This is a genomic window from Candidatus Nitrotoga sp. M5, from assembly GCF_927904885.1.
In the GTDB taxonomy this organism is placed as follows: Bacteria; Pseudomonadota; Gammaproteobacteria; order Burkholderiales; family Gallionellaceae; genus Nitrotoga.
In genome coordinates this window covers 1-25,392 of record NZ_CAKMNW010000039.1, presented here as the reverse complement: position 1 = coordinate 25,392, position 25,392 = coordinate 1, and the positions used below count along the sequence as shown (strand labels likewise).

The window sequence follows — 25,392 nt, the reverse complement described above, 5'->3', positions numbered from 1 at the left end:
ACCAAATTTAATCTGACAGGCACCCTGAAATTCGGTAACTGTCAGATCAGGTCTGTGTTAGTACAGATAATGCGTGGTAAGTGGAGGCGCGAGCACGAGATCATGTTGGCTCACAAGATTGTGGATTTTTGCAGGTGCTCCAAGCGGTGCCCGGACGAATAGACCGAGTTGAGCCTTGGTCTGAAGCCAGCATAGCCAAACGCTTCATGAACTGCTGCGGTAGCATGACGATATGCGTGATGCTAACTCAGCAAGATTTTATTATCATCAACACCACTTGTTCGTCATTGTTTAAAACTAGCCGTTCATTGTCAATCGCAGGCCGCAGGTTCTGGCTTGGACTCCTGAAGTACGCTGATATTAGCAACGGTCAGCTTCATTTTTTTCACCAGTTCAATAAAATCAGGCAATGAACAGGCTTACACAGACAGAGAGAAACAATCGTCTGCAGGGCCTGACGACCATGCACAACCTTGCGAGTCGTACGTATAAATCTTAACAGCCCCTATGACCAAACTTAAAGCAAGGCAGTTTTACTACAACAGCTCATAAAATTACTCTTCGATTGGGGGACCAATACTCGAATTTCCGCGCGGCCAGGCATTCAGCACTGCCTGAATCAAGGTAGCCAGCGGAATCGCGAAAAAGACGCCCCACAAGCCCCAAATACTGCCAAAAAACAACACTGCAACAATGATAGCCACCGGATGTAAATTGACCACTTCAGAAAACAGAAACGGCACTAACACGTTACCATCCAATGCCTGAATGATGCCATAGGCCATCATTAAGTAAAAAAACTCCGAGGTCCAACCCCATTGGGAGGCGCCAATCATGGCCACTGGCACTGTCACCACCGCCGCCCCCACATAAGGAATGATTACCGACAGCCCTACCAAAATACCCAGCAAAATAGCGTAATTAAGCCCCATTAAAGCGAATACAGCGTAACTTGCGCTGCCCACCACTAGAATCTCAATGGCCTTGCCACGGATATAATTAGCAATCTGGGCATCCATTTCCCACCATACCTTACTCATCAACCCACGCTGCCTGGGCAACATGCTTGAGAACCATGAGGTGATGACGTCTTTATCCTTAAGAAAGAAAAACACCAGAATCGGCACCAGAATTAAATAGATAAGTAATGAAACTATGTTGGTAATTGTCGACATTGAATTGGATAGTGCCCACTGCCCAAGGCTCCCCAACTCTTTACCAGCCATACCTATCCAGCTTTCAATCTGTACCTCATTAACCAACTCAGGGTATTCCTCGGGTAATGCTTGAAGTAATGCACGCCCCTTTTCCAGCATCCGAGGTAGCTCACCAAACAGACTGATTACTTGCCCCCATACCAAGGGGAACAACAGAAAAATCAACGCAAACAAAAAACTCATAAAAATGGTAACAACCAACGACACAGAGAGCATGTGAGGCACACCTCGCGCAGTCAGCAAGGTCACCAAACCCTGCATTAAAAAGGCCAGAACGACGCTCACAAAAACCGGGCCAAGGATACCTCCCGTCGTCAAAATAATGGCAAAAGAACCCACTAAAACGACAAAAAGAACCACCGCTTCTTCGTTAGAGAAGTAGCGCTGAAACCAGTTTCTTAGGACACTAATCATTACTCACCACGCTCGAATAAATACCAATAAACATCACCCACTTACCACATATAAAACATGCGTTGGCTTGAATGCTGCATGTATGTCTGAAAATCACGCTAACTTTGAGCGTCCCACTGACATATACGCCAGTTAACGCGTTTTTTGCGTTTACTAATAGTAGACCACGGACAACGCAAGCTGGTTGCGTCCAAATACACGTCGTCTTGGTTTGAATGACTATCCGATTCTATAATTTATTACAAAATCGGGAAGCCAAGCATCATACAATATTTACTCACCATGTATAGGGTATCCCTGGTGCAGTACCTTTTGGCCTGATCGATGGCCAGGTGAAATCCGATAGGTGCAAGCCGCCGATTGCAATGGCGCTAACGCCGCATTCGTTCCATCCCGCCTGCTTGATCAAGAATTCTGGAGATTTATACCGACCTGGATGGCAACATCGAACAATACGTGCCGGCGAATCGAGTGGCTCATTATGTCGCGAACCATAACCAGAATACGATTGACATCGAGCTGGTCAACATTGGCATGCGTCTGATCCGCATCAGATGCAGCGGGGTTGTACCAAAGTGCAATGTATAAAAGTCTGATCGCGCTGCTGGAGTAATTGCAGATAACGCTGCCGACAATCCGATTGTGCCAGTCATATGCAGCTATATTAACGTCAACAACCGATTAGAGATGACGCCGCGAAAATGATTGTGCGTAAACTCGATCCGAGCTCACTGTTCCCATGGTCAGAAGTATTTCAGGCCACTAGCCTGCTGCTAATATCCGAATAGACTGCTTATTGCGGCAACTCAGCTCGCGCCAGATTATTAGTATCGGTACCAAACCACAAAGCATTGCGCGGTGCATCAAAAACCATATGCCGGACTGATCCGCCACCGCTGGGAATATCGGTCTGGCTAAAGAACGTTTCGGTTTTCGGATCAAAGCCGATCAGCCGATTTGGACTCTGGAAGGTTTCAACAAACCAGATACGGTCTGCGCCATCGACAGCCATCGCATAAGGACCACTTTTGTCCGCACCTGGCGCGCGCCATTCCAAAAACTCTCCGCTATCAACGTCATAAACACCCAGATAGCCCTGGTTATAATCGACATACCAGATCCGTCCATCGGAGGTTTTACCGATGCGCCGCGGCCGAGCGTCTGCTCGAGGCAATTCAATTTCTCGTAGCCGCATATTACTATCAACTGTTGCTAATTTATTGGTCCCAAAAAGCACGACCCAAGGCAAATTCTCACGCAGAATAATCCCATAAGGTCGAGCTTCTTCAGTTGACACCTCGACAGTGTTTACTTTGCCGGATTCAGGGTCAAGCCGGTTAATCGTATTGCCCCATTGCGCAGTAAACCAGATTTTGTCGTCATCAGACCAGACCAGTGTATGCGGATCTTTGACCTGCGGCTCGGCAGTTGGAAACCGTTGTAGCGCACCATTTTTAGGGTTCATGCGACCAACATAGGCTTGCTTGTTGCCCGCAATCCATAACATGCCATCGCCGCCGACGATCACATTGTGCGGACCGCTACCATCAGGCAAATCAACTTTACTGAAGTCTTCAGTTTCGGGAACAAAATGTCCAACGTAATCCCCAATTTGACCGACAAACCAGACACTGCCATCGGCAGCCACATCCGGATCACGCGGGCGAGTTTCTTCCCAGGGTACAGCCCATTCGGTAATCTCTATCGATTGTTGTTTCGAATTAGAAGAGTCTTGAGCCTGAGCCGAACCACTCACACCAATCATTAGTGTGAGGAAAATACTGACGATAATTATCGGAATTTGGATATTCATGATTTTCTCCGGTTTAATAGTTTACTTTAGAACAAATTGTCACGCGCTTCACGTATTCACATTTTTCGACCAGCAATTAGGCTTGTATTTACCTCACTCCGGGTTCTGCCTTTGCAACGGGCCGACGTTGAAGTTCGGGTTGAGCACCCTAACTTCGCGCTGCGGAAACGGGATTTCGAAACCGTGCTCGCGTAGCGCGTTGAAAATCATCAACAGCAGGTCGCCGCCGACACGGTTCTTGCCGTCGTCTATTCCTTCCATCCAGAATTCGACGAACATGTTGACGCCGGAATCGCCAAAGCTGGCAATTTCGCAGTCGGGGCGGTATTCGGATGGCAATTGCTCGCCGCTCAGCACCTTCGGATGGGAGGCGACGAGATCCTTGATGAGAGCGACCAGCTTATCGATGTCGCTGCTGTAGGCCACCGAGAAATCCACTCGGTATCGCTGGCGCTTGTCCTTGTGGGTCCAGTTGATGAAGGTTTCGACGATGAACTTTTCGTTCGGCACGATCACGTCCTTGCCCTCGAAGGTTTCGAGCGTCGTCGATCGCAGCTTGAGTTCACGCACGATCCCGGCACGGCCACCGTCGAATTCGACAAAATCGCCGACGGTGACCGAACGGTCGAAGAGAATGATCAGCCCCGAGATGAAGTTTGACGCGATCGCCTGCAGGCCGAAACCCAGACCGACACCGAGCGCACCGCCGAACACCGCGAGCGCGGTCAGGTTGATGCCCATGACGTTGAGCAGCAGCAGGACGATGACGACGAACGTCGCCACTTCAAGCAGCTTGGACGCTACTTCCCGGGTACTGTGGTGCAGTTCTGTTTGACGATCCAGGATTTCGCGCCCGGTGCGGTTGGAAATGCGGCCGAGCCAGAACAGCAGCGAACCGAATATCGCGACCCGTACGATCCCGTAGGCCGAGATCTCTATATTGCCGACGTTGACCGAGATCGAGTCAAGGATCCTGATCAGGTCATCCAGCAGGCCTAGCAGATGCAGCAACAGCAGCGGGATACCGATCAACTTGAACATCCGTCGAACCAGGGCACTTCCGACGAAATCATTGACCGCGGTGATGAGCAGTAGCAGCATCGCAATGGTCAGAGCGGACTTGAGCAGCCAGTCTTGATTCAGAAGCGTGTTGCTAATTTCGGCCGAAACGCGCAGCAACAAGATGGCGGTCAACGGGAAGATCAGATTGCCGCAGTTGGCGACAAAGCGCAGGATCGGATGCGAAGCGTCGGTAATTCGATCGTCGTCCAGGATGGGCGCGTACTTGCGCACGCTTTTGGCTAAGAAGAATGCAAACGCGTAGATCAGCACAATGATGGCGGCCTGAGTGTAGCTTTCAGGCTGCGTGAGCGCGGTCTGCATTGCGTCGACGGATTGCTGCCAGAATCGATTGACACTTTCCAGTTGCATTTCCTGTTCCCCGAAGTTTGCTCGCAGTTCAATGTCCCGGCCGCCAGTTTTACCATCGACCATGACGGACGAGCGAACCGGGCACAGTAAATCCAACTTCCATTTCCTGAGAAGTAACACCGCCTCGCCCACCCGCCGAACTCGGCAAACGCGCGAAACGACTGCCCATCCTACTGATTCACCGAAATTTCTTCGCCCGAGGCGCGTGCTCTGCACCCGGTTAATGTGCACACATGCACATCAGGCCGAACGGCTCACCTGCCCTGGCCTAAAGCGCTTCGGGCCAAGGATAACGTCGTCCAGAATAAAACAATTCGCCGCTCCGGGGTCCGTGGTGGTGCGCGCTCAGGCCCAGTGTCCGAGCCGAGACGCCCTGGCGGTGACACTGCCATGACCGCTGTTGAGGGTACAGAAAAAATAAAGCACCTTTTCTATGAGCCTTGAATGTACTGAAAGCTGGCTCGGATGTCAAACACGGTAAAAATCGATCTAATATGACTATATTCCGGTTAAATTAGTACAAAATAGTCAAAGGCTTGGTCACGTTTTGGCGATTCAAGTAAAAGACGCCCAGAGGTAAAATTTATCCCGAATGAAGAGGATTGAAAATCCCGAACAAGGGATCAGGTTGGCTCGAAAAATCGTGTATTTGTGCAGGTGCTCCTGGCGATGTCCAGGCAGATAGACCAAGATGATCAAGAATTTTAGTGATTGCTCTGGATTCCAAAATGGCCGCGAAGATTTTCTTATTCCCGCCTCTGTTAGAACAGTATCTCAGGTCAATATCGAATACAAGATTTAACAAACGCGCCGTATTATATTCCCCCTGTGCCAGGCTGGTTGTCCCCTTTAAAAAATAACTATGAGACATAGTGGCAAGCACTAGCTTGACACGCGGGGCCGCATCCAACGTCTACTATTAAAGCAACGGAATTTCTCCGAACTGAGCACGGTCTGCTTCTGACTGCAGGTGTATCCGCGTTGTCGGTTGAATTGTCTCCGGGTTAACAATTTGCGGATTAAAGCTCCAGAGGGTCGGCCAGCGATTGCGATTCCCGAAGTAGCGTTCCGCTATATCCTCGAAGCTTGTCGCTCTGGCAGGCACGTCACGTGCAGTCAGCCAGATCACCGTGCCGGATGCGATTGTGTTGCTGGACTGAATTTCAGGATTTAAGCGTCTCAATACCGCTTCGTCAATGCTTCGCTGTGACAAATTGTTCGCGGTAATTATCTCAGTTGGCGAGCTGACGGCAGTCAGATGTATGAACGTAGCCGGTCGCGGCGTCAAAGTTACGGTCGTTTCGTCGAAGTTTGTGGCGTTACCTGCGCGCACTGTTACCGTTCCGGCGGTCGTGCCCGGGGTCAGTACGCCGGCGGGCGTGATAGTACAATTGAGATTAGGTGGACGGATGCTGAACCTGGGTGTTGCCGCTCGCCCCTCGGTGTCGACGCTGATCGTTGTAGTTTCCATCGTGGGAGCCGTCCCACCTGGTGGAGTGGGCCCCGCTACGCGGATCGTGGCCGGTGCGGCGCGACAGCGACGGAATACGGTTGGCCCCGCGTAGTCTTCGACTACCTCCTGGTTAATGCCGCTGGCATTGGCGCTCGTGACCGCTTTCAGTAGATTATTACGATCCTCAATGGCACGCCGATGTGTCGTAGTAGCAACGGCCGTAGCACCATACGTGCCGGGGAAATTCAGATTTCGGAAATTCTGAGTCGCGGTCAAGGCCTGTGGTAGCGTGGGGCTGGGCGTCGGATGGGACGCATTGGCGACGAATGGACGGGCATCAGCAGTATTGGACCAAGTCACGTGGTCTGGGCTGCTCATCGTCCCAGAACTGTTCAAGTCCCAGCCCGCGCTCGCCGAGTTCGAATTGTTGATAGTAATCCTCAATGTGCTGAGCGGACCTGTAATAGTGAGCCTCGTACCGCTCACGCCTGCGAACTGTTCGTTGACATGGGAACGCTCCAGTGCAGTCTGCCCGCCCGCTGGTGATGTAAAAGTGTGTGTGAAGTCACCACCGTAGAACCCTGAGGGGCTACTGGCAGATGCACTGGTACTCGTGATGCTCGCCGGAATGGCAGTGAAGTTAAACGGGGCCGTTGCCGGCGTGGTGCTCGTGAGCGTGGCCCCGTTGGGCGCCGTGGCATTCTGGGTGGCCGCGATGTGGGCACTGCCACCGGTTTGACCCGCTGCGACTGTAATCGCACCGGTGGTGTTGTCGACGGTAGTGCCTGCCGCAATGGTGGCGTTGTCACCGACAACAGCAAACGTCACACCCGATGCATTTGCGGGAGACTTGGTGGCCGTGAACGTCAATCCGGTGACTGGCGGGACAGTCACTCGATTTCTGTTGATGGAAAGACCGGCAAGGCCGACAAGACCACTCGCTTGACGGAATAGACTGGGTGGTGCGGCGGGGGTTACTCTAGGTGCAACAGCCCCTTCCGAAACAGCGACTGCGTGCCGTTCAGCTGACTCGGCAGGCGTGCTAATCCGCAGATTACCCGATGGCGTTGGCGCTCCCAACGGGTGGCTCGCCGCGTGAGTCAGTTCGTGAGTGAGCAGCCGTCGGCCCTGCGCCGACCAGGGATCGAAGCGGCCTGCAGCAAAGACGATATGCCGACCAACCGTGTACGCATTCGCGGCCACTGCTTCCGCAGACGCATCGGCGCGCTCGTCAGTGTGGACGTGCACGTCCGCAAAGTTATGGCCAAGTTGCGCTTCCATGCCGCGGCGCACATCGTCCGGCAGCGGCTGCCCAGAACTTCGGAGCACCTCGTGCACGATCGCCGGCGCAGTTGCAGGCCCCGCTCCGACGGCATCGCGGTAGAGCATATTGTCATTGTGGTCGCAATCTTTAGCATGGTTTCCGGCTAGCAGCGCATTGGTGTCAGAAGACATGCCATATGGCGTCATGGCATGTACGGATATGCGACTGAAATCAAAACTGGCATGCGGTGTGACACTCATTGCCTCCTGAATTGGCTCAAGACTATCATTTGCAATGTTATGTGACCGCATTACGGCTTGATTTTCATTAGCGTACAAGTAAGGGTTCGAGCGCTTCTCACGCCCGCGATCGAAGTGCCTCCGAGAGGGTATCGAGAACTTGGAAGAAACAGTCTTCAGAGTTGATGAAAGCTTCTGCGCAGGAGTGCGCATTAATATCTCCGATCATTTTTTCAATGCCTGACGACGCTGCGGGTTTATCGTGATCGAACTCGACTGATCTCTTGCCCTGCTCCAATAGCATTACAATCGAGTCTAATCAAAATAGCACTAACGTAAGCAATGTTGATGCAGTCTTTTAAGCCAAGTTAGAAGACGCATATTGCAAAGCTCGTTTTTGTATAAAGTCAGAATAACGCGACCTACACAGAAATGAGCGAAGCAATACGCGTCCGCGTACAGCTTGTTTAGCCCTACTCCCCACAAACTACTTTAGAGAATGCAAGCCGAACATATTCCCTTCTGAATCTATTGCTAGCGATATAAAACCGTACTTGCCAATAGGCATTTTTGATTTCTGAACTCGACCACCAGCCAGATCTACTCTAGCCTCCTCTACCGCACAATCTTCGCATGAAAAATAGATCAATGTACTATTTCCGCCGGCTGGGAATCCGCCCATCTTAACCAACGCGCCGGTAGCACCATATTTTTCCATATTCGACGGAAATGCGAACATTTCCATATTAGAATCATTGGGATCACCCAACACCTCCAAATCAACTCCAAACACCGACTCATAGAATTTCTTGGCTCTAGCCATTTCGTCTACGTAAATTTCGAACCACCCAACTGGATTGTTTTTCATAAAAGCTCCTCAATGATTTTTCTGCCATGACTAACGCTGGGGAGACTTGCCGGAATCCTGAAGCGAAGCACAGGAAATTTCAGTAAGTGCCCACCCCTGATTATGCCTCCATACCCACTATTGTTCTGCCCTTTAATTTTGCATCAAGCATAAGTTTAATATGATGGCTCAATTCATCCAAAGAGATCTCCTTGTAGACATCCATCAAATTATCGGGTTTCCAATCTTTGGCTATTTATTCCAAACAATTTTTCTGGTAGCGCGGCAGACCGGGTTAGCGTATCACGCTTGGTGGAGTATGGTGCAAACAACGCGCCTGACTCACCCTGCATTGATTGATTATCCGGTTACTGTTACTGCTTATCACTTGTAAATTAAGCAGTGCATGTCATGTTGACATTAATTGTTGAACGCCTCTAAAAATTCAATTAAGCGAGCAGCCTACCTGCTTACCCCGTTATTAAGCAAAACAAGGCGCGAATATAAATTGAACGCAGCATTTATTTAATATGCAGGTAAAAAAAATTTCGAGTAACGCGGTATTGTGACGTAGATTGGATTTTTAGAGGTGCTCTGTATCGAAGCCAGTATCGCACTCCATGGCATTGACACCTTTCCAACCGGTCAAGATAGAATTTTAATTTGCGGTAGCTGTGACTATTGCCGTCTGAGGGACAGGAAAAATAAAGCATCTTTAACATGAGCATTGAATTTACTTACAGCTGGCTCGGCTATTAAACACTCAAAAAATCAATCTAAAATGACTGTACTTCGGCTCAGTTCACACGCAAATTAAGAGTTTTGGCCTTACTGACGAAAGATGCCAAAGAACATAGGTCAGCCTAGCGATGAAGGAGGTAAACGGCACGGGCAAGGGATCAGGTAGGTGCGAAAAGATTGTGGATATGTGCAGGTGCTCTAGCAGCCTGTCAAACTTAAAGAAATCGGCTGTAAATCCACTTGGCCGGAGCAGATTTGAGAGTTGCTGCTTGTCGTTATCCGCATCTGATGACTTATTCTTCTGTTTCTATCATCGCATTGTCGGTAAATTGGCTTGTAACGATGAGGCCGTCCAAACGTAAAGCACTGGACAAGCCCGCTGTATGCGAACTGATGGAAAAATTTGAGCATACAAAAGCAGTATTCGTGCCAAAGTCTAGCATCCATTCCATGTAGTGAAGAACCTGTCCCAGCACCGCAACGCTTGCCACACAGGGTTGGATAAGCACACCGCTCAGTTATTTACGCTATTTGGCTTTGCCAATTTAATGCTGGTTCGCGGGTGGCTATGCATTGCTGACAACCAAGTTGCACCCTAAAAATTAAAAACAGGGGAAATAATGCAAAAAACTGAATATCGAGCTAAATAATTGCAGCATTTCACCTCGTATCCAGAAACTGCTCGACCGGATCGGTCACGCGGTGAATTATCAGCGTTTCCCCTAACTTTCTCTAATAGTGAGCGCTATTCTTCTCCACACCACTTTTTCACTGCAACTTTACTCGCCCACGATTTCAATCACTGCATATAGCTGGGCGGTGTATCCTGCAGCCAGCCAGACCAACGGTTTCCAAGCCATGCATTGTGGTAAATTTTATGGTCTTTACCCACGGCGATTAGATCGATTTGATTTTTTTGAGCCGATACCGCCGCAGGTGCGGAAATGAATTCCCCGACGCCGTCGAGCGAAAACCACGTCTGCCACCCATTTGGTGTCCACGTTGCCTGCCACATTTTCGAATCATCTCCAATCGCAAACACGTCCAACCGGTCATGAGACCAACTGACGGTAGCCGGTGCTGACTTAAACGTGCCTACCCCAATTCGCGTCCAGTTTGACCATTTTTTGCCGTTCAAACTCCAACTGTGATAGATGCCTCGGTCATCGCCGCGCGCGAATACATTGATTGTCGTGCCGCTCAGTTTCACAGCCGCCGGTGCACTGGTAAATGTACCATTGCCGATTGCGGTCCACTTACTCCAGGATCCAGACTTACGGGTTGAGAAGTAGACTCGTCGATCTTTGCCCCGACCAAAGAGCATCGAAGATGATCCACTTATTAACGCAGGACCATCAATGAAGATGCCATCATTAACTTTGGACCAACCGCTCCATTTACTACTGTTCCAATCTGCCTGATAAAAATGCCTGTCTTTGCCTAAACCGATCACACTCAACTGGTCTTGAGCACTGCGTGGGCTACCTGGCTGACCAACAGCAGGACCGGACAGGAAGGATCCAGCTCCGATTGCAGACCAATTAGACCAATTGCTGCCACTCCACGTAGAAATATAAAAGCGATCATCCTTACCTCGCCCCACCACATCTAAACGTCCAAGTTTTCGCACGTAAATACTCGGCCTTTCTACCGGCACATTATGCTCGTTCACACTCAATCCCTGGCTTCCTTGACCGGTATCATCATCCTTATTCAACCAGCACACAATCTGATTGTGGGATGAATCAGCCCCTCCGGTGTTAGGGCTGCTGCGACAGGCCGCATTGTGTGAGGTGTACTTTGCGTGCCCCTTTACCTCGTCGAGGTATCCTGAAGGACAGGCCGTGCCGCACATGGTAAAGGTATCACCGTCGTTTAAACGACACCTGACTGTACCCACGGCCGATTCCCCACTGCTGTCCATGCAATTTGCACTCGGACTGTAGCGAGTAGGGTGATACCCTGACGGGCAGGTCAAATTACTGCATTGCGTGAATTCCAACTGTTTAGCCGGTTCACTGCTCGAATCGCCATTAAAATCATGTTTGGTGCGCAACGAGACCAAGCGGTAGCCGTCGGCAAAATATTGCGCATCTAATTGCTTCAACTTTTCCAGCGATAGACCTTGGGCAAATATTTGATCTGGGTTGCCGGGTCGCCAGACCACGTAATATTTGCCCCCGTACGAATGCAGAAGACGTATCGCCAGTCCATCTAGAGCATACTGCTTGCGCAAGGCATTTAATTCAGATTTGGAGATACCTGCGTGCACCCATTGAGGACCTTTTCCAGGCCGCCAAACAGCAATGAACTTGTTACCCGAGTGTTTTTTGAACACGACCAAACGTCGCCCTTTTGCGACTTGTTCATTATCGAGTTGCACAAATTCAGACCACGACATTTCGGTCCGGTAGCGTTCCCCGCCTGAGCCACTACGCCAAGCTGCAACCACTTCATTGTCATCAAAATCTGCGCTTACAATTCGTAAGCCTTGTGCGAAGTACTTCTCCCATTTACTCTTCATTTGCGACACCGACAACTCGGTATGGTACGCCCATTTGCCGCCGGTTTTGCGCCAGATGGCTACGAAGCGCTCATTACCAATGTCATCATCTGAGATATCCAAATGCACAATCGTATATCCGTCTGCAGCATACTTAGAGTTCCACGTTTTAAGTGATGCACGAGTCATACCAGCTCGCCAATATTGTGCACCATCTCCTCGCTCCCAGACAGTTTCATACACGATTTTCGCGGACGCGTCAGGCGATAGAATGATTAGCGACAACAACACCGCGCAGAAAATACGTAGCGACGCTCCTGTACCGAAATAGCCTTTGTTCTGGCTTGGATCAAAGTCGGTTAAATTGGATAGAATGTTCATGTCAAAAGCCTCTCAAATCAGTGAGCCACGCACACGCGTTACTCACTTGCACACTGTTCAAATGATCTGAATACGACGCATTTGCTGCGATTTTCTATGGTAAACGGATCGGTGCCATGTGCTTTGTTCTTCAGTGTTCAATATCCTATTTGATTAGGATTACCACTTTCGTCCGTGACATATCAAATTTCCACAACAGGCATGGTTATGCGCACTAATAAAATGGTATAAAGTTTATAAAGCAGAAAGCTAACCCTCTTCACAAAGACTTTATCCTGTAATTAATATTAAGCATAATTCGCGCCAGAATGAACCAATCACTTAATATACTGATTTAATTAAAATATATTATTTACACAGAAAAATGGTGGGTTTAATTGCACCCACCAAAGTTAATATTGACAACAATTAATATACTGCAGAACCCCTACAGCAAATGCATGCACTAAATTAACCCAGTTTTGGGTCTTATTTGACCCAGGCAGGCAGGGTATAGGCAAAATACAGCACCTGTTCCATATTTCGGTTCAGTCAGCACGAAAAGTCATAGATTTTGCCGCGTGTTACCGCTTCAAACGAAAGACGCCCAGGTGCAAATATCAGTCCAGTGATGCAGGGGATTGAAAGACGCGAGCACGGTATCAGGTTGGCTCAAACAGTCATAGGTTTGTGCAAGTGCTCGAGGCGGTGCCAATACAGGTTGTACGAGATATTCAAGAATTTTAGTCATTGCGCTGAATTCCAGAATAGCCGTAATGATTTTCACATTTCCACCACAGTTAAAGCAGTGTTCCATGTCAATATCGAACACTTTATTTAACAAACGTGCCCAACTGATACATACCAGATTTGAGAGTTGTGGCTCGTCGTTATTCGCATCTGCTGACTTACTTTTTGTTTTATCAGCGCACCATGGTGGGTCAAAGCTTTGATGATACGTTTTGTAATCTGGTCAAATAACGCCTGCCAGTGCGCAGCCGCGGCAGTTGCACGCTATCAAATTATGGTATGCAGTTTTGTAACCGACAAAACCCATCAATCACCAAGTAATGCAGATAAACATAGAGACTGGACGCCGATGTAAAGCGTTGGATTAGTGTGATCACACCAGTTTTTGCATCAATCCGTTTCAGTCCGGCTTACTTGATCAGCTAAGTTGCAATGGTGTGATGTAGCCGCCCTGGGAAAGACCAGCACTTTTTCATGATACAGTCAGTGCAGCGCAGGCCGATGGGGAAAGGTCGACGCCAAACACTGGCAGTATCTGACAGAATGTTAGTTGTTATTCATTTACCCGCCAGCCTAAATCGCGATAAGCGATTGCCGCCATCGTGTTGCTTATAAAACATGGAAAAAAATTAACGGTTACAACTGCCTATATACTCGCACATCACCAATATAATTAAGTGCCTTGGCATTCTCTTGTAAACGCTCACTTAATTGCTCAACGTTTGCATTTACAGCGTAAATACTACACACCAGATCCACATGCACTTTGCCGTTTAGATAGTGCAATATCACCTTATCAAATTCCGATAAATCAATATCATTTGCCCATACTTTTCGTAAGTCCGTCAGTACTTCTCGTCGTAACGGCAAGTCAGCACATAACATCGCGACCGAATCATCTTCAGGATCGATATGCACTAAGGCATTACTAATATCCTCATGTGAGTCAATTAACTTTAACCGCACATACTCTGCAATTCTGTGACCTTCAGATACACTTAATCGCTCGTCCACGAGAATATGTACATCTATCAAATAAACACCGCCCATGCGTCGGCTGCGCAGCATATGCACACCTCGCACACCATCAATCGCCTCAAGGATGCGCGTTAGCGCCAAGGCAGCTTTCGGTTCCATACCTGTATCAACCAACTCCCGAATAGACGTCCAGACCTGACCCCAACCAATCTTACCGATCATTAAAGCTACCCCAAGGGCAGCAAAGGCGTCCAAATAAGGCAACCCAAGTAGACTGCCAGCCACACCAATCAGTACGACAATAGAAGAGATTGCATCGGAGCGATGATGCCAAGCATTGGCCGTTAGCAAACTTGATTTACACGCGCGCGCGGCCCGTATGGTGTAGTGATAAAGGCCTTCGTTGGCGAAAATCGAAAGGGCTGCAATCAATAGTACGATTTGGGTTGGTTGCAGTAAGGTTTCTGGATTGAGCAAGCGCTGCGCGGAGTCAACCGCGATACCAATTGCCGTAATAATTAACACCACACCCAGACCAACAGTGAAGGCTGTTTCAATCCGAGCATGCCCGTAAGGGTGCTCGTTGTCAGCAGGCCGATTACTGTATTTAGCCGCGAGCCACACTATCAGATCGGTGCTTAAGTCCGCTAAAGAATGCACACCGTCGGCGATCAAAGCCTGTGACTGACCAATAATTCCAAATATCACTTTAGCTATGGTCAAGAGCAAATTAACGATAGCGCCAACTACACTCGTCTTGCGCATCGCCTTATCACGTGCTTGTGCAGACTGCTGACTACCCATTAAAAATCTCCAATATATTAATTTTTACATATAGATAATTAATGTACGCTTCTAGAACTTTTACCGAAGTTTCCAGGTGATTGGTATCACTAACCAGAATAACCTGTCGGGGGGACGCAATACAGGATTGGGGAATTATCGTATGCCAAGCTCATTTCGGCCAGCTTTGACCCGCCAGTGTTGACGTTTCCCATACTTCCCATCGAGCAAAGGAAAAATAAACCATTTTTTCAACGAGTTTTGAAGGTACTCAAAGCTGGATCGGCTGTCAAATACGTCTAAAATCGATCGAAAAATGACTGACTTCCGGTTGATCAGCACGAAAAAAAGCAAAAAAACTTTGCCGCGTTTTGGAACCTACCATTATAGAAAGACCGATGGTTGTCGAACAAAGCTGATTCCAAGCGGACAGTCGGTGTGTTTGACAGACAATAAGTAATTGGATTATTTTTTAATATATATCAAATTCAATGTATATTTTCCCCATACTCAAACAATTCAGGGAGAGGGATCACGATGATTCAACTTATTATCAATAGCCCAAGAAGTCCACTGGAAGACCTTTTAAAACTAAAAGCGTTGTTGCCTTCTGAAATCGTGAGTGCTACGGAGGTTTTGGATACTGACACCGTAAATGAAATGCCTGAGATCCCACGTGTGATTGCCATTTTTGGTACAGCAACTGACAAAGATGTCCAAACCATCACAGGTGCTTTGATAGACGCTGCTATTACGGACATGGAAATCATAAATGGCCCTATCGCCTTTCTTCCATTAGCTGTTCCAGGCTGCGAACTCTTGTCAAACGACGTCATTAGTGATCCGAAGTTTTACAGTTGCACGGAAACAGAGCTTGCCGCTAACGATGCTAAAACTGTGGACATCGCGAAGATCCTGAATCATATTATGGAAGCCAAGTCTTCTGGCGTTCCATTTCCTGAAACCCAATATACTGGTGATCAAAAGCTTGCCTACGTCAGCATTTGCCGTATGTTACCTGGAAAGCCTCCGATAGAAGACAAAGGCAATTCGCTGATGCCAGACGATATTGAAAAATATCGTGACAAGCCTACCGACAACATCTCAACATCCGTCTGGAATGAAGTAGTCGATCACTTGTTGCTTGAAGTCAAATATTTCATATTCGAATCCAAGTGGTTTGGGGATAATGGCCATATGAGGACAGCATTGTTAAACAAGCAATTCTATGACTATCATTTCGTTGATTTTCTCAATGAACATTATCTGAAATTGCCCGATAAAACTACCATGACGGTTGTTTTAGATGTATACATGGGAACTGCGATCCGTGCCATTGGTGCAGTAGCTGGGCCAGCAATGGCGGCGGTGGCATCGGCTCTCTGGACCGTGACAAAAGCTGGCATGCCAAATCCAGAAGGCCGAATCACAGGGCAACTAAAAGTGATCAAGGATGAGATATTCGAGAATTTCCACAAAACAATAAAAAAGCTCGAGCAGACGGATGTGAAGTTGTCAGAAGACTGGGGGTTGCTGAATCAATTTGGCTCATTGATCCGGGACGAAGGCCTCAGCTGGCCACGAGATTTGTCTAAAATTCGCCAAGCCAGCGCAAAAAGCTTTCAGTTTTGTGCGCTACGCTCTTTATTGCGACTACAGGGTGGGCAAAGCATATCGAGCTACGACACATTCGGGGTGGTACAGTCCAGAAGGATTTCTGACAAACCGCGAACTCGTGAATGGAAAAACTATCATTTGTATACCCATTCTGAAGAACGTAGCAAGTGCGGGGTCACACGGAACTATTATTATGAGTGTTATCTTGGTTGGCAGCACCTCATGACAACCATTCAACCGGCGACGTACACCTATTCTGAAGCATCCCAATCATTACAGGCAAAGCTTTTTGGAAACGCAAGTAGTGAAACAGACCCACAGTTCAATCTTGATGCGGGGTTTCTGCTGTATCCTAAGCGCAAACCTCGAGCAGACTGGGTGCTACCTCAATTGATAGACAATAGCGATTTGAGAAAATGAAGTGACCGACGTCTTACGTGATGTACCACCATCAGGTAACTGTAACGCAGCGTAACAAAAAAATCAGGTGACGCAATACATCATCACGTGCGAATATTCACCCATTTCAACAATTGAACAGGCACTTTGTTCTCTTTGCTCTACATTGATAATTTCAGGTTTTAATAATTTTTATCGACAAGGCTTCCAGCTTGTCATCAGACGCTTCATCCTCAACCCATATCAGCTTTTCATCTTTTGCAACTATACCGGTTGCAACCAGCCACCCGGCGGATTTGCCGACAACGCCATTTTTGGCATCTTCGAGATCTACCGGATGAACCCCGTAAGACAGGGATAAAAGGTCGTTCGTTTTTTCATCGCCGCTATGCGACAGTATCCAGCACTCGGGTCTGAATCTGGAAATCAAACAGGGCGCGGCTCTGCCGTGCGAACGGGTCAGGATGTAACGCACATTCAAAGCATCGGCGGATTCAACCGCATTCAGTGTGACGATATCTTCCACGGTGGCGTTTCCAGAACTCGCAGCGGCGCGGAAGTAGGTAGGTAAATCAGCTAGCGCTCGGGCGGCTTTCTCCTCCCGCTCGGTGGATATGGCAATCTTGCCGATCATTTCAACCGTTTCGGCGGGGTAACGTCCAATAGCTGTCTCTTCGGACAGCATTACCGCGTCCGTGCCGTCCAGAATGGCGTTGGCCACATCGGAAACCTCGGCACGAGTCGGGCGAATGTTCTCGGTCATGGACATCAGCATCTGGGTCGCCGTTATTACTGGCCGACCTAGGAGATTCGCCTTGTGGATCAGAGTTTTTTGCACGGCCGGCACGTCTTGCAAAGGGATCTGTACCCCCAGGTCGCCGCGGGCAATCATGATCGCATCCGCCACAGATAGAATATCATCTATATTTTCAATAGCCTCGGCACGCTCAATCTTAGCAATCACATACGCAGAGTGCCCTTTATTATGCGCAAATTCTTTAACTTTCAATATATCAGCGGGGTTCTGTACAAAAGAAACACCGAAGGCATCCACTCCCTCCTGCAGGGCAAAGTCAACGAACTCGAGATCGGTTTGTGACACCGCTTCAGCCGTAATTTTCACTCCTGGGACGCTCAGCCCTTTGTGGGAAAGGAGCGGACCGTCGATAATTGTCCGACAGAAGATATTCTCGCCCGACACCTTCTCCACTCGGAGTTGTATAAAGCCGTCATTGAGGAAAACAAGGTCTCCCGCAGTCACGCTTTCTGGTAGTTGCTTAAAGGCGACCGGTATTTGGTTGGGTGCAACTGCAAGGTTTTTGGTCGTCAATACAACCTCATCTCCTTTTTCCAACAATAGCGGCTCTTCCAGAAGTTGGCCGATGCGCATCTTAGGACCGGGAAGATCAGCCATGATCAAGCAATGCCGCTGAAGCTTTGCTGCAACGGTTCTAATGCGCAGAATATCTTCCCGATGTCCTTGCTGGGTACCGTGAGCGAAATTGAGCCGCGCCACATTCATGCCTAGCCGCATCAGCTGCTCCAAAACCGCCTCTGAACGGGAGGCTGGACCTATCGTACATACGATCTTGGTTTTGTGGGTAGGCAATCTCATGGTCGTTACTCCTCGCTGATTATTGATATTGACATGGTGGGCCTAATCCTGAAAAGCTTAAAAAGTAGCCACGACAATATTTTTAATATTATGAATTTAAATTAGAAATAACTATTTTACGATTTTAAAAATTTAAGCTTTTTTGTCTAAATTTAGAAGTCTTAGAATCATTTATTTTACTTTACACACAATATATCACTATCACCACGTCAAAAATAAAACAGAATCATTTGGTTACACAATTATGGTGCAATGGTTTCGGCAGTATCCGGCTGCAAGATTCATGAAATAAAAATTCTTTCAAAAAATAGTGACAGGCAATATTTGTACCATTGTGCAGAGAGGTACATTAAGTAGAAGCTATTTTAAGGATGACAATCAGAGCGTAAGTGGAAACCGTACCCAATATTTTGTCTTCACAACGTTCTTGCTCTTACCCAGAAACCCTTGATGCAACGAAGTATGTTCGCACTTCAACTTGATTTGCCATGCCTATTGCTTGATGAGCAACCAATAGCATGGGGTCGTAGAAACGCTGGAAGCCAATTTGTCAAAGGGTGTGCGCCAACTGAATGGCATCTACACTCAAAATTCCAATCGACGACATCAGCGATGTCGGCCATGTATTTAAGGTCGTTATAAAACCAATCTGGAAAAAGGACACTACATTCCCGAGCTTCCCGCTATGCAATCTTGAGCCCCGTGATACAACAGAACTGTAAAAAAATAGAACAGTACTAAAGGTAACACTACTGGTGCCGATAAGCCTGCTGTCAGATCAGATTGCGATTAGTTTCACATTTCCATGTTGAACTTTTAAATTGAATTCGTTTCACTATTACTGAAGATGCGGCTGCTGTATGTTCATGACACTAAAATGGAAATTGATCCGGATTTGCCTTCGCCCAACAAATACAATGTTTACTCGAGAATGAATACGTTCGAGTTGTTGAACACCAGACCCATCCAGGTGAATAAGACAATTAACACATCCAATTTTTCCTATATACAGAGCGCAGGCACATTCAGGATCGCGACTACTGAAGACAAACTATTTAATATCTTTGAATAGCAGGGCTCAAACAGATGACTTGGCACCGTCAGTAAGCTATCGGCAAAACTCCTGCCTACATTGTGTTTATGTAAATCAAGAGCGCAACTACAGCGAGCCTGAATATCAATAGTCTGGTGCCTTGATTGGCACGAACGACATCATTCAACATTATGTCACTCTTAACGATAATACTTTGACTCTAAACACCCATATATCAAGGACGTACAAATGATAAAACCACCTGTTTCAGATAATGAAAGTACGCGTCTGCAGTCACTACAGGATTTGAATATCCTTGATACGCCTGCTGAAGAGCGCTTTGATCGATTGACGCGCTTGGCAAAACGTATGTTTGACGTACCAATTGCGCTGGTTAGCCTGGTGGATGAAAACAGGCAATGGTTTAAATCCTCGGCGGGTTTGGATGCGACTGAAACAGCAAGGGATATTTCGTTTTGCGGACATACCATTCTTCAAGATGGTATTTTACTGATCACCGATGCCACAAAAGATGAACGTTTTGCTGATAACCCTCTGGTTGTAAAAGATCCGCGTATTCGTTTCTATGCCGGTTGTCCCTTGCGTCATATTGACGGCAGTAAACTTGGCACGCTGTGTATTATTGACCGCAAGCCGAGAGACTTCGATGATGATGACTTACAGTCGTTAAAGGATCTGGCTGAGCTGGCCGAGCGTGAGCTGATGGCCGTACAGATGGCGACACTGGATGAATTAACCAAAATTTCCAACCGGCGTGGATTTATGACGCTGGCACAAAAGGCCCTGAATTTATGTTATCGAACCAAAATGCCAGCGGCGCTTGTTTTTTTTGACCTTGATGGGTTCAAGGCCATTAATGATCAGTTCGGACATGCAGAAGGTGACAGGGCGCTAATCATTTTTGGGCAGACAATGCAGGCGGTTTTTCGAGACTCGGATGTTTTCGCTCGTTTAGGCGGGGATGAGTTTGTCGTGTTGTTAACACAAGCCGAGGCGAAGACAGCGATGACTACTATCGCGCGGTTTAGAACGGAGATTGAAAAGCATAATGCAGAAAATAGTAATGCGTACAACATATCATTCTCCGACGGCGTGTTGAGAATAGAAAAGAATCTACAACCGCCGATTGAAGATTTGCTGAACGAAGCCGACGTTTTGATGTATGAGAAAAAGCATCTTAAAAAAGAGCGCCGTAAGCTAGCGGCAGGTAGTCGTCTGTAGAACAATCAGTTTGACGATGTGTTCAAAAAAGACAACGCCTGATGTATGAAAAAATGTACCCATGGTAGGAACGCTGCAAGCCGGAAGCAACAAATAGAAAGTAGATGAAGCAAGTAGGACATTGGAAAAACAAACCACTATTTTCGCGTTTTGAGCTTCAGTCGAAATACGCCCAGATGCAATCGTCAGCCCAGTACAGATTTCCCTTTACATAATCCTACATATTTTGCAGCCTGACTCTATTCGATAAAATTCCACTCGATCCATCTCTTAAAAATTCAGAGCTCTAAATAACCACACAGAAAATATCAACCAGCTGAATTTTGAAAATTAAATTACCACCCACGACTAAAAGTCCATATAAATCAAGTATGGGTTCCGGCTTATCTGCGACCACGGCAACCACTATTACTCATCCCGATAATCAGGTGATGGCGGTTTCTGACGACGGCGGATTATATGATGAGTTCGCGGGAACTTGAGGCCACAATACAGCTAAAACTAAACTTTGTGATTCTGGTATTGCGCGACAAAGGCTTTGGCATGATTCGATGGAAGCAGTACGCTTAAAACTCGCTGAGTTCGGAATGAACGTTCCTAATTTAAATTTAATCACCTACGTCGATGCGTGCGGTGTGAAGGGTCATAGACTGGGGATGGTGAAAGAATTGGTAAAATGATTCCTAGATTCGTTCAATACTGGTGGTGCACATCTAATCGAAGTTTCAATTTACTACAGTGATAGTAATAAATTCTTACTGGATGCAGTAAAGACAAAGAATCTGAGCATCTATTCCAGCTACAAATATTCCCCTACAAATCTTGTCACAATTATTTCACTATTTCAGGAGATCAACTATGAGTCTTGAATCTAAAAATCCCGCTACGGATGAGCTTTTACAAACTTACACGGAAATGAACAATCAGGAAGTAGATGAAATTATTAATTGCGTCGAGGATGATTTTCATACTTGGCACAAAACAAGCTTTACAGATCGGGCAAAACTCATGCGCTCGGCAGCAACCCTGTTGAAAATAAAAAAAAAGAATTGGCAAATCTGATGACTCAGGAAATGGGGAAGCCCATTGCTGGCGCGATTACCGAAGTGGAGAAATGTGCATTTGTTTGCGAGTACTATGCTGACAACGCCGAAAATTTCCTGGCCCCGGAAATAATACAAACTGATGCCAGCATCAGTAAAGTGTTGTATCAGCCTTTAGGTATTGTGCTGGCAGTAATGCCTTGGAATTTTCCTTTATGGCAAGTGTTTCGATTTGCCGCTCCCGCACTGATGGCAGGGAATGCAGCATTGTTAAAGCACGCCAGCAACGTCTGCGGTAGCGCATTGGCTATAGAAAACATATTTTGTGAAGCTGGTTTTCCAGCTGATATATTTCGCACCTTGCTTATCGGCAGTACGAAAGTAGCACGGGTGATAGAGAACCCATTAGTTAAGGCGGTGACGCTTACTGGTAGTACTCCAGCCGGAAGAGCTGTTGCTGCAAAAGCAGGTAAAATGCTAAAAAAAACCGTGTTGGAACTTGGTGGCAGCGATCCGTATATTGTGCTTGCTGATGCCGATATTGAACATGCCGTGCAAAATTGCGTTACTAGCCGCTTAATAAACAGTGGGCAAAGTTGTATAGCAGCTAAACGTTTTATCGTAGAGAAATCTGTGAGCAAATCATTCACAGAGAAATTTGTTGCAAATATGAAATCAAAACGTTGTGGTGATCCTTTGGATGAGACTACAGAGATAGGGCCGCAGGCAAGGAAAGACCTGCGCGACGATCTGCACAAGCAGGTGCAAAGCAGTTTGGATAAGGGTGCTCGCTTATTATTAGGTGGTAAAGTGCCCGAGGGTCCAGGTGCGTATTATCCAGCGACAGTATTAGCGGATGTTGTTCCCGGTATGCCAGCCTACGATGAAGAGCTTTTTGGTCCTGTGGCTGCGATTATTACTGCTGAAGACGAGGACGAAGCAATTCGTATAGCCAATGATACAGTTTTTGGGCTAGGTGCTGCTGTCTTCACCGCCAACCACAAACATGGTGAAAAAATCGCTTCAGAGCAACTGAATGCTGGTGCGTGTTTCGTGAATTGCCTGGTTAAGTCTGACCCTCGACTTCCCTTTGGAGGAATTGGGGATTCCGGTTACGGAAGAGAGTTGGGCCATCATGGAATCAAAGAATTTGTGAACATTAAAACGGTATACGTTGCTTAAATTACTTCCTGTATACACTACTACTTGATTCACTTTTATTAATGCTATGTCGCAATTAGCTGTTGAACTGGGTGTCTGAGCGGCATAAAGTAAGGTTACAGAGGCGCACATCATGAAAGCGACAGCGTGCAAAACAGGGATGGGAACGTTAAATCTTATGGATCGTGGTCAGCGATATACGCTTCGCGAGTAACTGCGGCTAAAGGGGTCAAAACCAAATGGCACCCCCTACCTTTGATCAAAAAAGGAGAATTTTTAAAGATTTGACTAGTATAGGCTTGTAGAAAGACTTGGGGGGACAGTGGGATATTTGAAGATAAACTGAATTTTACATTTGGACTATTTTAAACCAAATGTAAAATTGCCAGAATGTAATCCTAATGAAAATCAGATTGATTTTCTTCGAGAAAGATTAAGACCAACATTGCTTAAAGTGTACTAGCTCAGTACCTGATCTGACAGTTACCGAATTTCAGGCTGCCTGTCAGATCAGGTCTGAGCTAGTACATATAAAGGAATAGGCCATCTAAGATGGCCTATTTTATTATTAATTAAGAAATCAATTTAAGGTTGACAATCTCTACCCGTATTTCCTTCGGCAAAATCTGAATCTCCTTGAGCATTTCTACATTCAATATCTAATTCTTCCTGTTTTAAGATTTTCCCAGTTGTTTTCCCAGTTGACTGTACATCTTTAGCTGAATCAACAGAACCTTGATTATCGCTAGTTTTGCCATATTTATGGGTTTTATAATAATCTTTTTGATTTGAATTACCCTTGGACGTAGAGTCTCTATCATCCTGCTGGGACCTATTAGATCTTGAGGAATTAGTATTTCTTGATCTATCAGAATCTGACTCAACACTCATAGACCTATCTGACATTGATCTATTAGACATGGATCTATCAGAATCTGCATAGGCAGACATAGCAGCCAACGTAAAGCAAGAAACTATTGCAAGATTAATAATATTCTTTTTCATGAAAATGCTCCTTTAAAATAACAAACATATAAAAAATGGAATGGGTAAACTTAAATAGTGTTATCGGCACAGTTATCCCATTAACATACATACAACTCAAACGTATAGACACTTGATTTTGATAGTGAATCGCGTTAACACTACAAGTTGTAAGTTAGAAAAATTTTCCACCAGATTTATTAATAAAGACTAATAGATCTTATGGGGTTCTATCTCCAAGTATCTATACATTAAGAGTATGGTTTGAATGGTAGGATCAAAATTCATATTAATCTGTACGGTAGCGTACAAAATATAAAATTCTTGGAATAATGAAAGAACTCATCAGGGCAAAGCTCGTGATAGCAGAACGCTGGTGGAAACCTTACTCAGTGGGAAGCAGGTTTGGAGTGAAAAAAATTTAATCCATATTTCATCTGACAGACACCCTAAAAATCGGCAACTGACAGGTCAGGTCTGAGCTAGTACAAATTACACTAGTTACGCTCCAAGTTAGATGAGCTAGCCTTGCTGCTAGCTCCCAGACATTCATCCGGGAGCTACCTACTTTGTAGATTTATTGTTCTGCGTTCCAAGGGAAAGGACCCATGTACATGTCCAGCATTACGCGCCATGCATTCATTTCAAGCCAATCATCGTAGTGTGCCCAATGTGCATATTGCGGCAGTTTAATCGCTCCGGCGACGTCTGCAGTTCCCTTTTTGAATTCGGCTATGATTGCAGCTTTCAAATCTACCATGTACTGCAACTCTTCTTCGATATCGACTCTGTCACAACCGTTTGGCAAAGTCTTTGCGGGATTTTCGTTGTGCGAGCAGACACCATTTTCAAAATCGAGCTTTTTGATCTCTCCAAGTGCACGCTGCCATCCACCGATGTTGAAGTCAGGTACAACATTGAACATAACGCGGTTCGGGGTGACCAGGTCAGCGATATAGATCGATTTTGTTTTAGGGATCAGATAAACAGTCATCCCCATACCATGAGTTTGGCCCAAGTAATGGGCTTCGATTGTCACGCCGCCTAATTCAAAATCTTGGCGTGCGCCTTTCATAATTATATTAGGAGGGGATGTGTCTTGGCCAGGGTTGGCCTTAAGCCACTTAGCAGCAAACTCATGCATGACTGTCTTAGCGCCTAGGTCTTGAAAGACTTTCCCGCCACTCGCATGATCCCAATGGTTATGGGAATGAAATGCATAGACAATCGGTTTGTCAGTGATCTTACGGATGGCTTTCACCAACCCAGCGGCGTGTTTGCTATTCACGGTTTCGAATACCGCAACGCCTTCGTCAGTCACAAGAAACATCGATTGGTATTGCTGGGCGGTTCCGTGACTATAGACTCCGGGGGCTATCTGATGCGTGTATGTTTGCGCTTGGGCGGCACCCAAGTTGCCAACCGCCAGTAACATGGCAGTCGCTATTCCAATAAGGGGCACCTCGAAAAACCCATTCTCATGAAGCACTTTTGATAAAATTCAC

15 protein-coding genes and 1 pseudogene are annotated in these 25,392 nt (G+C 46.8%); 5 read left to right on the top strand and 11 right to left on the bottom strand.

All coding sequences use genetic code 11. From position 1 onward, the window contains the following. Positions 1-554: 554 nt before the first annotated feature. The 5 genes from MJ770_RS08900 to MJ770_RS08880 all read right to left on the bottom strand — a co-directional run bounded on the left by MJ770_RS08900 (position 555) and on the right by MJ770_RS08880 (position 8,699). Entirely contained in the window at positions 555-1,631 is a 1,077-nt protein-coding gene (locus MJ770_RS08900; protein WP_239253114.1) for an AI-2E family transporter, read from the bottom strand. Positions 1,632-2,424: 793 nt separating this feature from the next. Continuing rightward, on the bottom strand, positions 2,425-3,444 hold the full coding sequence (locus tag MJ770_RS08895; RefSeq protein WP_239253093.1) for a Vgb family protein: 1,020 nt from the start codon (positions 3,442-3,444) through the stop codon (positions 2,425-2,427). A gap of 93 nt (positions 3,445-3,537) precedes the next feature. Continuing rightward, positions 3,538-4,971, bottom strand: coding sequence for a mechanosensitive ion channel family protein (locus MJ770_RS08890; RefSeq protein ID WP_239253091.1), 1,434 nt, complete (start codon positions 4,969-4,971; stop codon positions 3,538-3,540). Between the two features lie 823 nt (positions 4,972-5,794). Further along, entirely contained in the window at positions 5,795-7,852 is a 2,058-nt protein-coding gene (locus MJ770_RS08885) for an eCIS core domain-containing protein (RefSeq protein WP_239253072.1), read from the bottom strand. Between the two features lie 466 nt (positions 7,853-8,318). Continuing rightward, complete coding sequence (locus tag MJ770_RS08880; RefSeq protein ID WP_239253049.1) at positions 8,319-8,699, bottom strand: VOC family protein; 381 nt, start codon at positions 8,697-8,699, stop codon at positions 8,319-8,321. Positions 8,700-8,859: 160 nt separating this feature from the next. Between MJ770_RS08880 and MJ770_RS08875 the strand changes: the two genes are divergently transcribed. Beyond that, entirely contained in the window at positions 8,860-9,072 is a 213-nt protein-coding gene (locus MJ770_RS08875) for a hypothetical protein (RefSeq protein WP_239253028.1), read from the top strand. 1,146 nt (positions 9,073-10,218) lie between these two features. Here MJ770_RS08875 and MJ770_RS08870 read toward each other — a convergent pair. The 3 genes from MJ770_RS08870 to MJ770_RS08860 all read right to left on the bottom strand — a co-directional run bounded on the left by MJ770_RS08870 (position 10,219) and on the right by MJ770_RS08860 (position 14,814). Next, positions 10,219-12,303, bottom strand: coding sequence for a hypothetical protein (locus tag MJ770_RS08870; RefSeq protein ID WP_239253008.1), 2,085 nt, complete (start codon positions 12,301-12,303; stop codon positions 10,219-10,221). Between the two features lie 571 nt (positions 12,304-12,874). Further along, positions 12,875-13,069: a hypothetical protein gene (locus MJ770_RS08865; protein WP_239252977.1), complete on the bottom strand. Its 195-nt coding sequence runs from the start codon at positions 13,067-13,069 to the stop codon at positions 12,875-12,877. 599 nt (positions 13,070-13,668) lie between these two features. Further along, entirely contained in the window at positions 13,669-14,814 is a 1,146-nt protein-coding gene (locus MJ770_RS08860; RefSeq protein ID WP_239252944.1) for a cation diffusion facilitator family transporter, read from the bottom strand. Positions 14,815-15,330: 516 nt separating this feature from the next. Between MJ770_RS08860 and MJ770_RS08855 the strand changes: the two genes are divergently transcribed. After that, a complete protein-coding gene (locus MJ770_RS08855; RefSeq protein ID WP_239252929.1) occupies positions 15,331-16,830 on the top strand; it encodes a hypothetical protein in 1,500 nt (499 codons plus the stop codon). Between the two features lie 154 nt (positions 16,831-16,984). Here the strand turns inward: MJ770_RS08855 and pyk are convergent, their stop codons facing one another. Further along, the gene (gene pyk / locus MJ770_RS08850; RefSeq protein WP_239252912.1) at positions 16,985-18,424 is read right to left on the bottom strand and encodes a pyruvate kinase; all 1,440 of its coding nucleotides are present in this window, start codon (positions 18,422-18,424) and stop codon (positions 16,985-16,987) included. Between the two features lie 1,282 nt (positions 18,425-19,706). Here pyk and MJ770_RS08845 point away from each other — a divergent pair. The 3 genes and pseudogenes from MJ770_RS08845 to MJ770_RS08840 all read left to right on the top strand — a co-directional run bounded on the left by MJ770_RS08845 (position 19,707) and on the right by MJ770_RS08840 (position 22,924). Further along, on the top strand, positions 19,707-20,699 hold the full coding sequence (locus MJ770_RS08845) for a sensor domain-containing diguanylate cyclase (RefSeq protein ID WP_239252896.1): 993 nt from the start codon (positions 19,707-19,709) through the stop codon (positions 20,697-20,699). Between the two features lie 459 nt (positions 20,700-21,158). Then, complete coding sequence (locus MJ770_RS15660; RefSeq protein ID WP_445083142.1) at positions 21,159-21,269, top strand: thiamine pyrophosphate-dependent enzyme; 111 nt, start codon at positions 21,159-21,161, stop codon at positions 21,267-21,269. 288 nt (positions 21,270-21,557) lie between these two features. Further along, a pseudogene (locus MJ770_RS08840) lies at positions 21,558-22,924 on the top strand (NAD-dependent succinate-semialdehyde dehydrogenase). A gap of 564 nt (positions 22,925-23,488) precedes the next feature. Here MJ770_RS08840 and MJ770_RS08835 read toward each other — a convergent pair. Beyond that, positions 23,489-23,908 carry a hypothetical protein gene (locus MJ770_RS08835; RefSeq protein WP_239252855.1) on the bottom strand — a complete coding sequence of 140 codons (420 nt, stop codon included), beginning with the start codon at positions 23,906-23,908 and terminating at the stop codon, positions 23,489-23,491. A gap of 556 nt (positions 23,909-24,464) precedes the next feature. After that, positions 24,465-25,322: an MBL fold metallo-hydrolase gene (locus MJ770_RS08830; RefSeq protein WP_239252852.1), complete on the bottom strand. Its 858-nt coding sequence runs from the start codon at positions 25,320-25,322 to the stop codon at positions 24,465-24,467. Positions 25,323-25,392 lie beyond the last annotated feature (70 nt).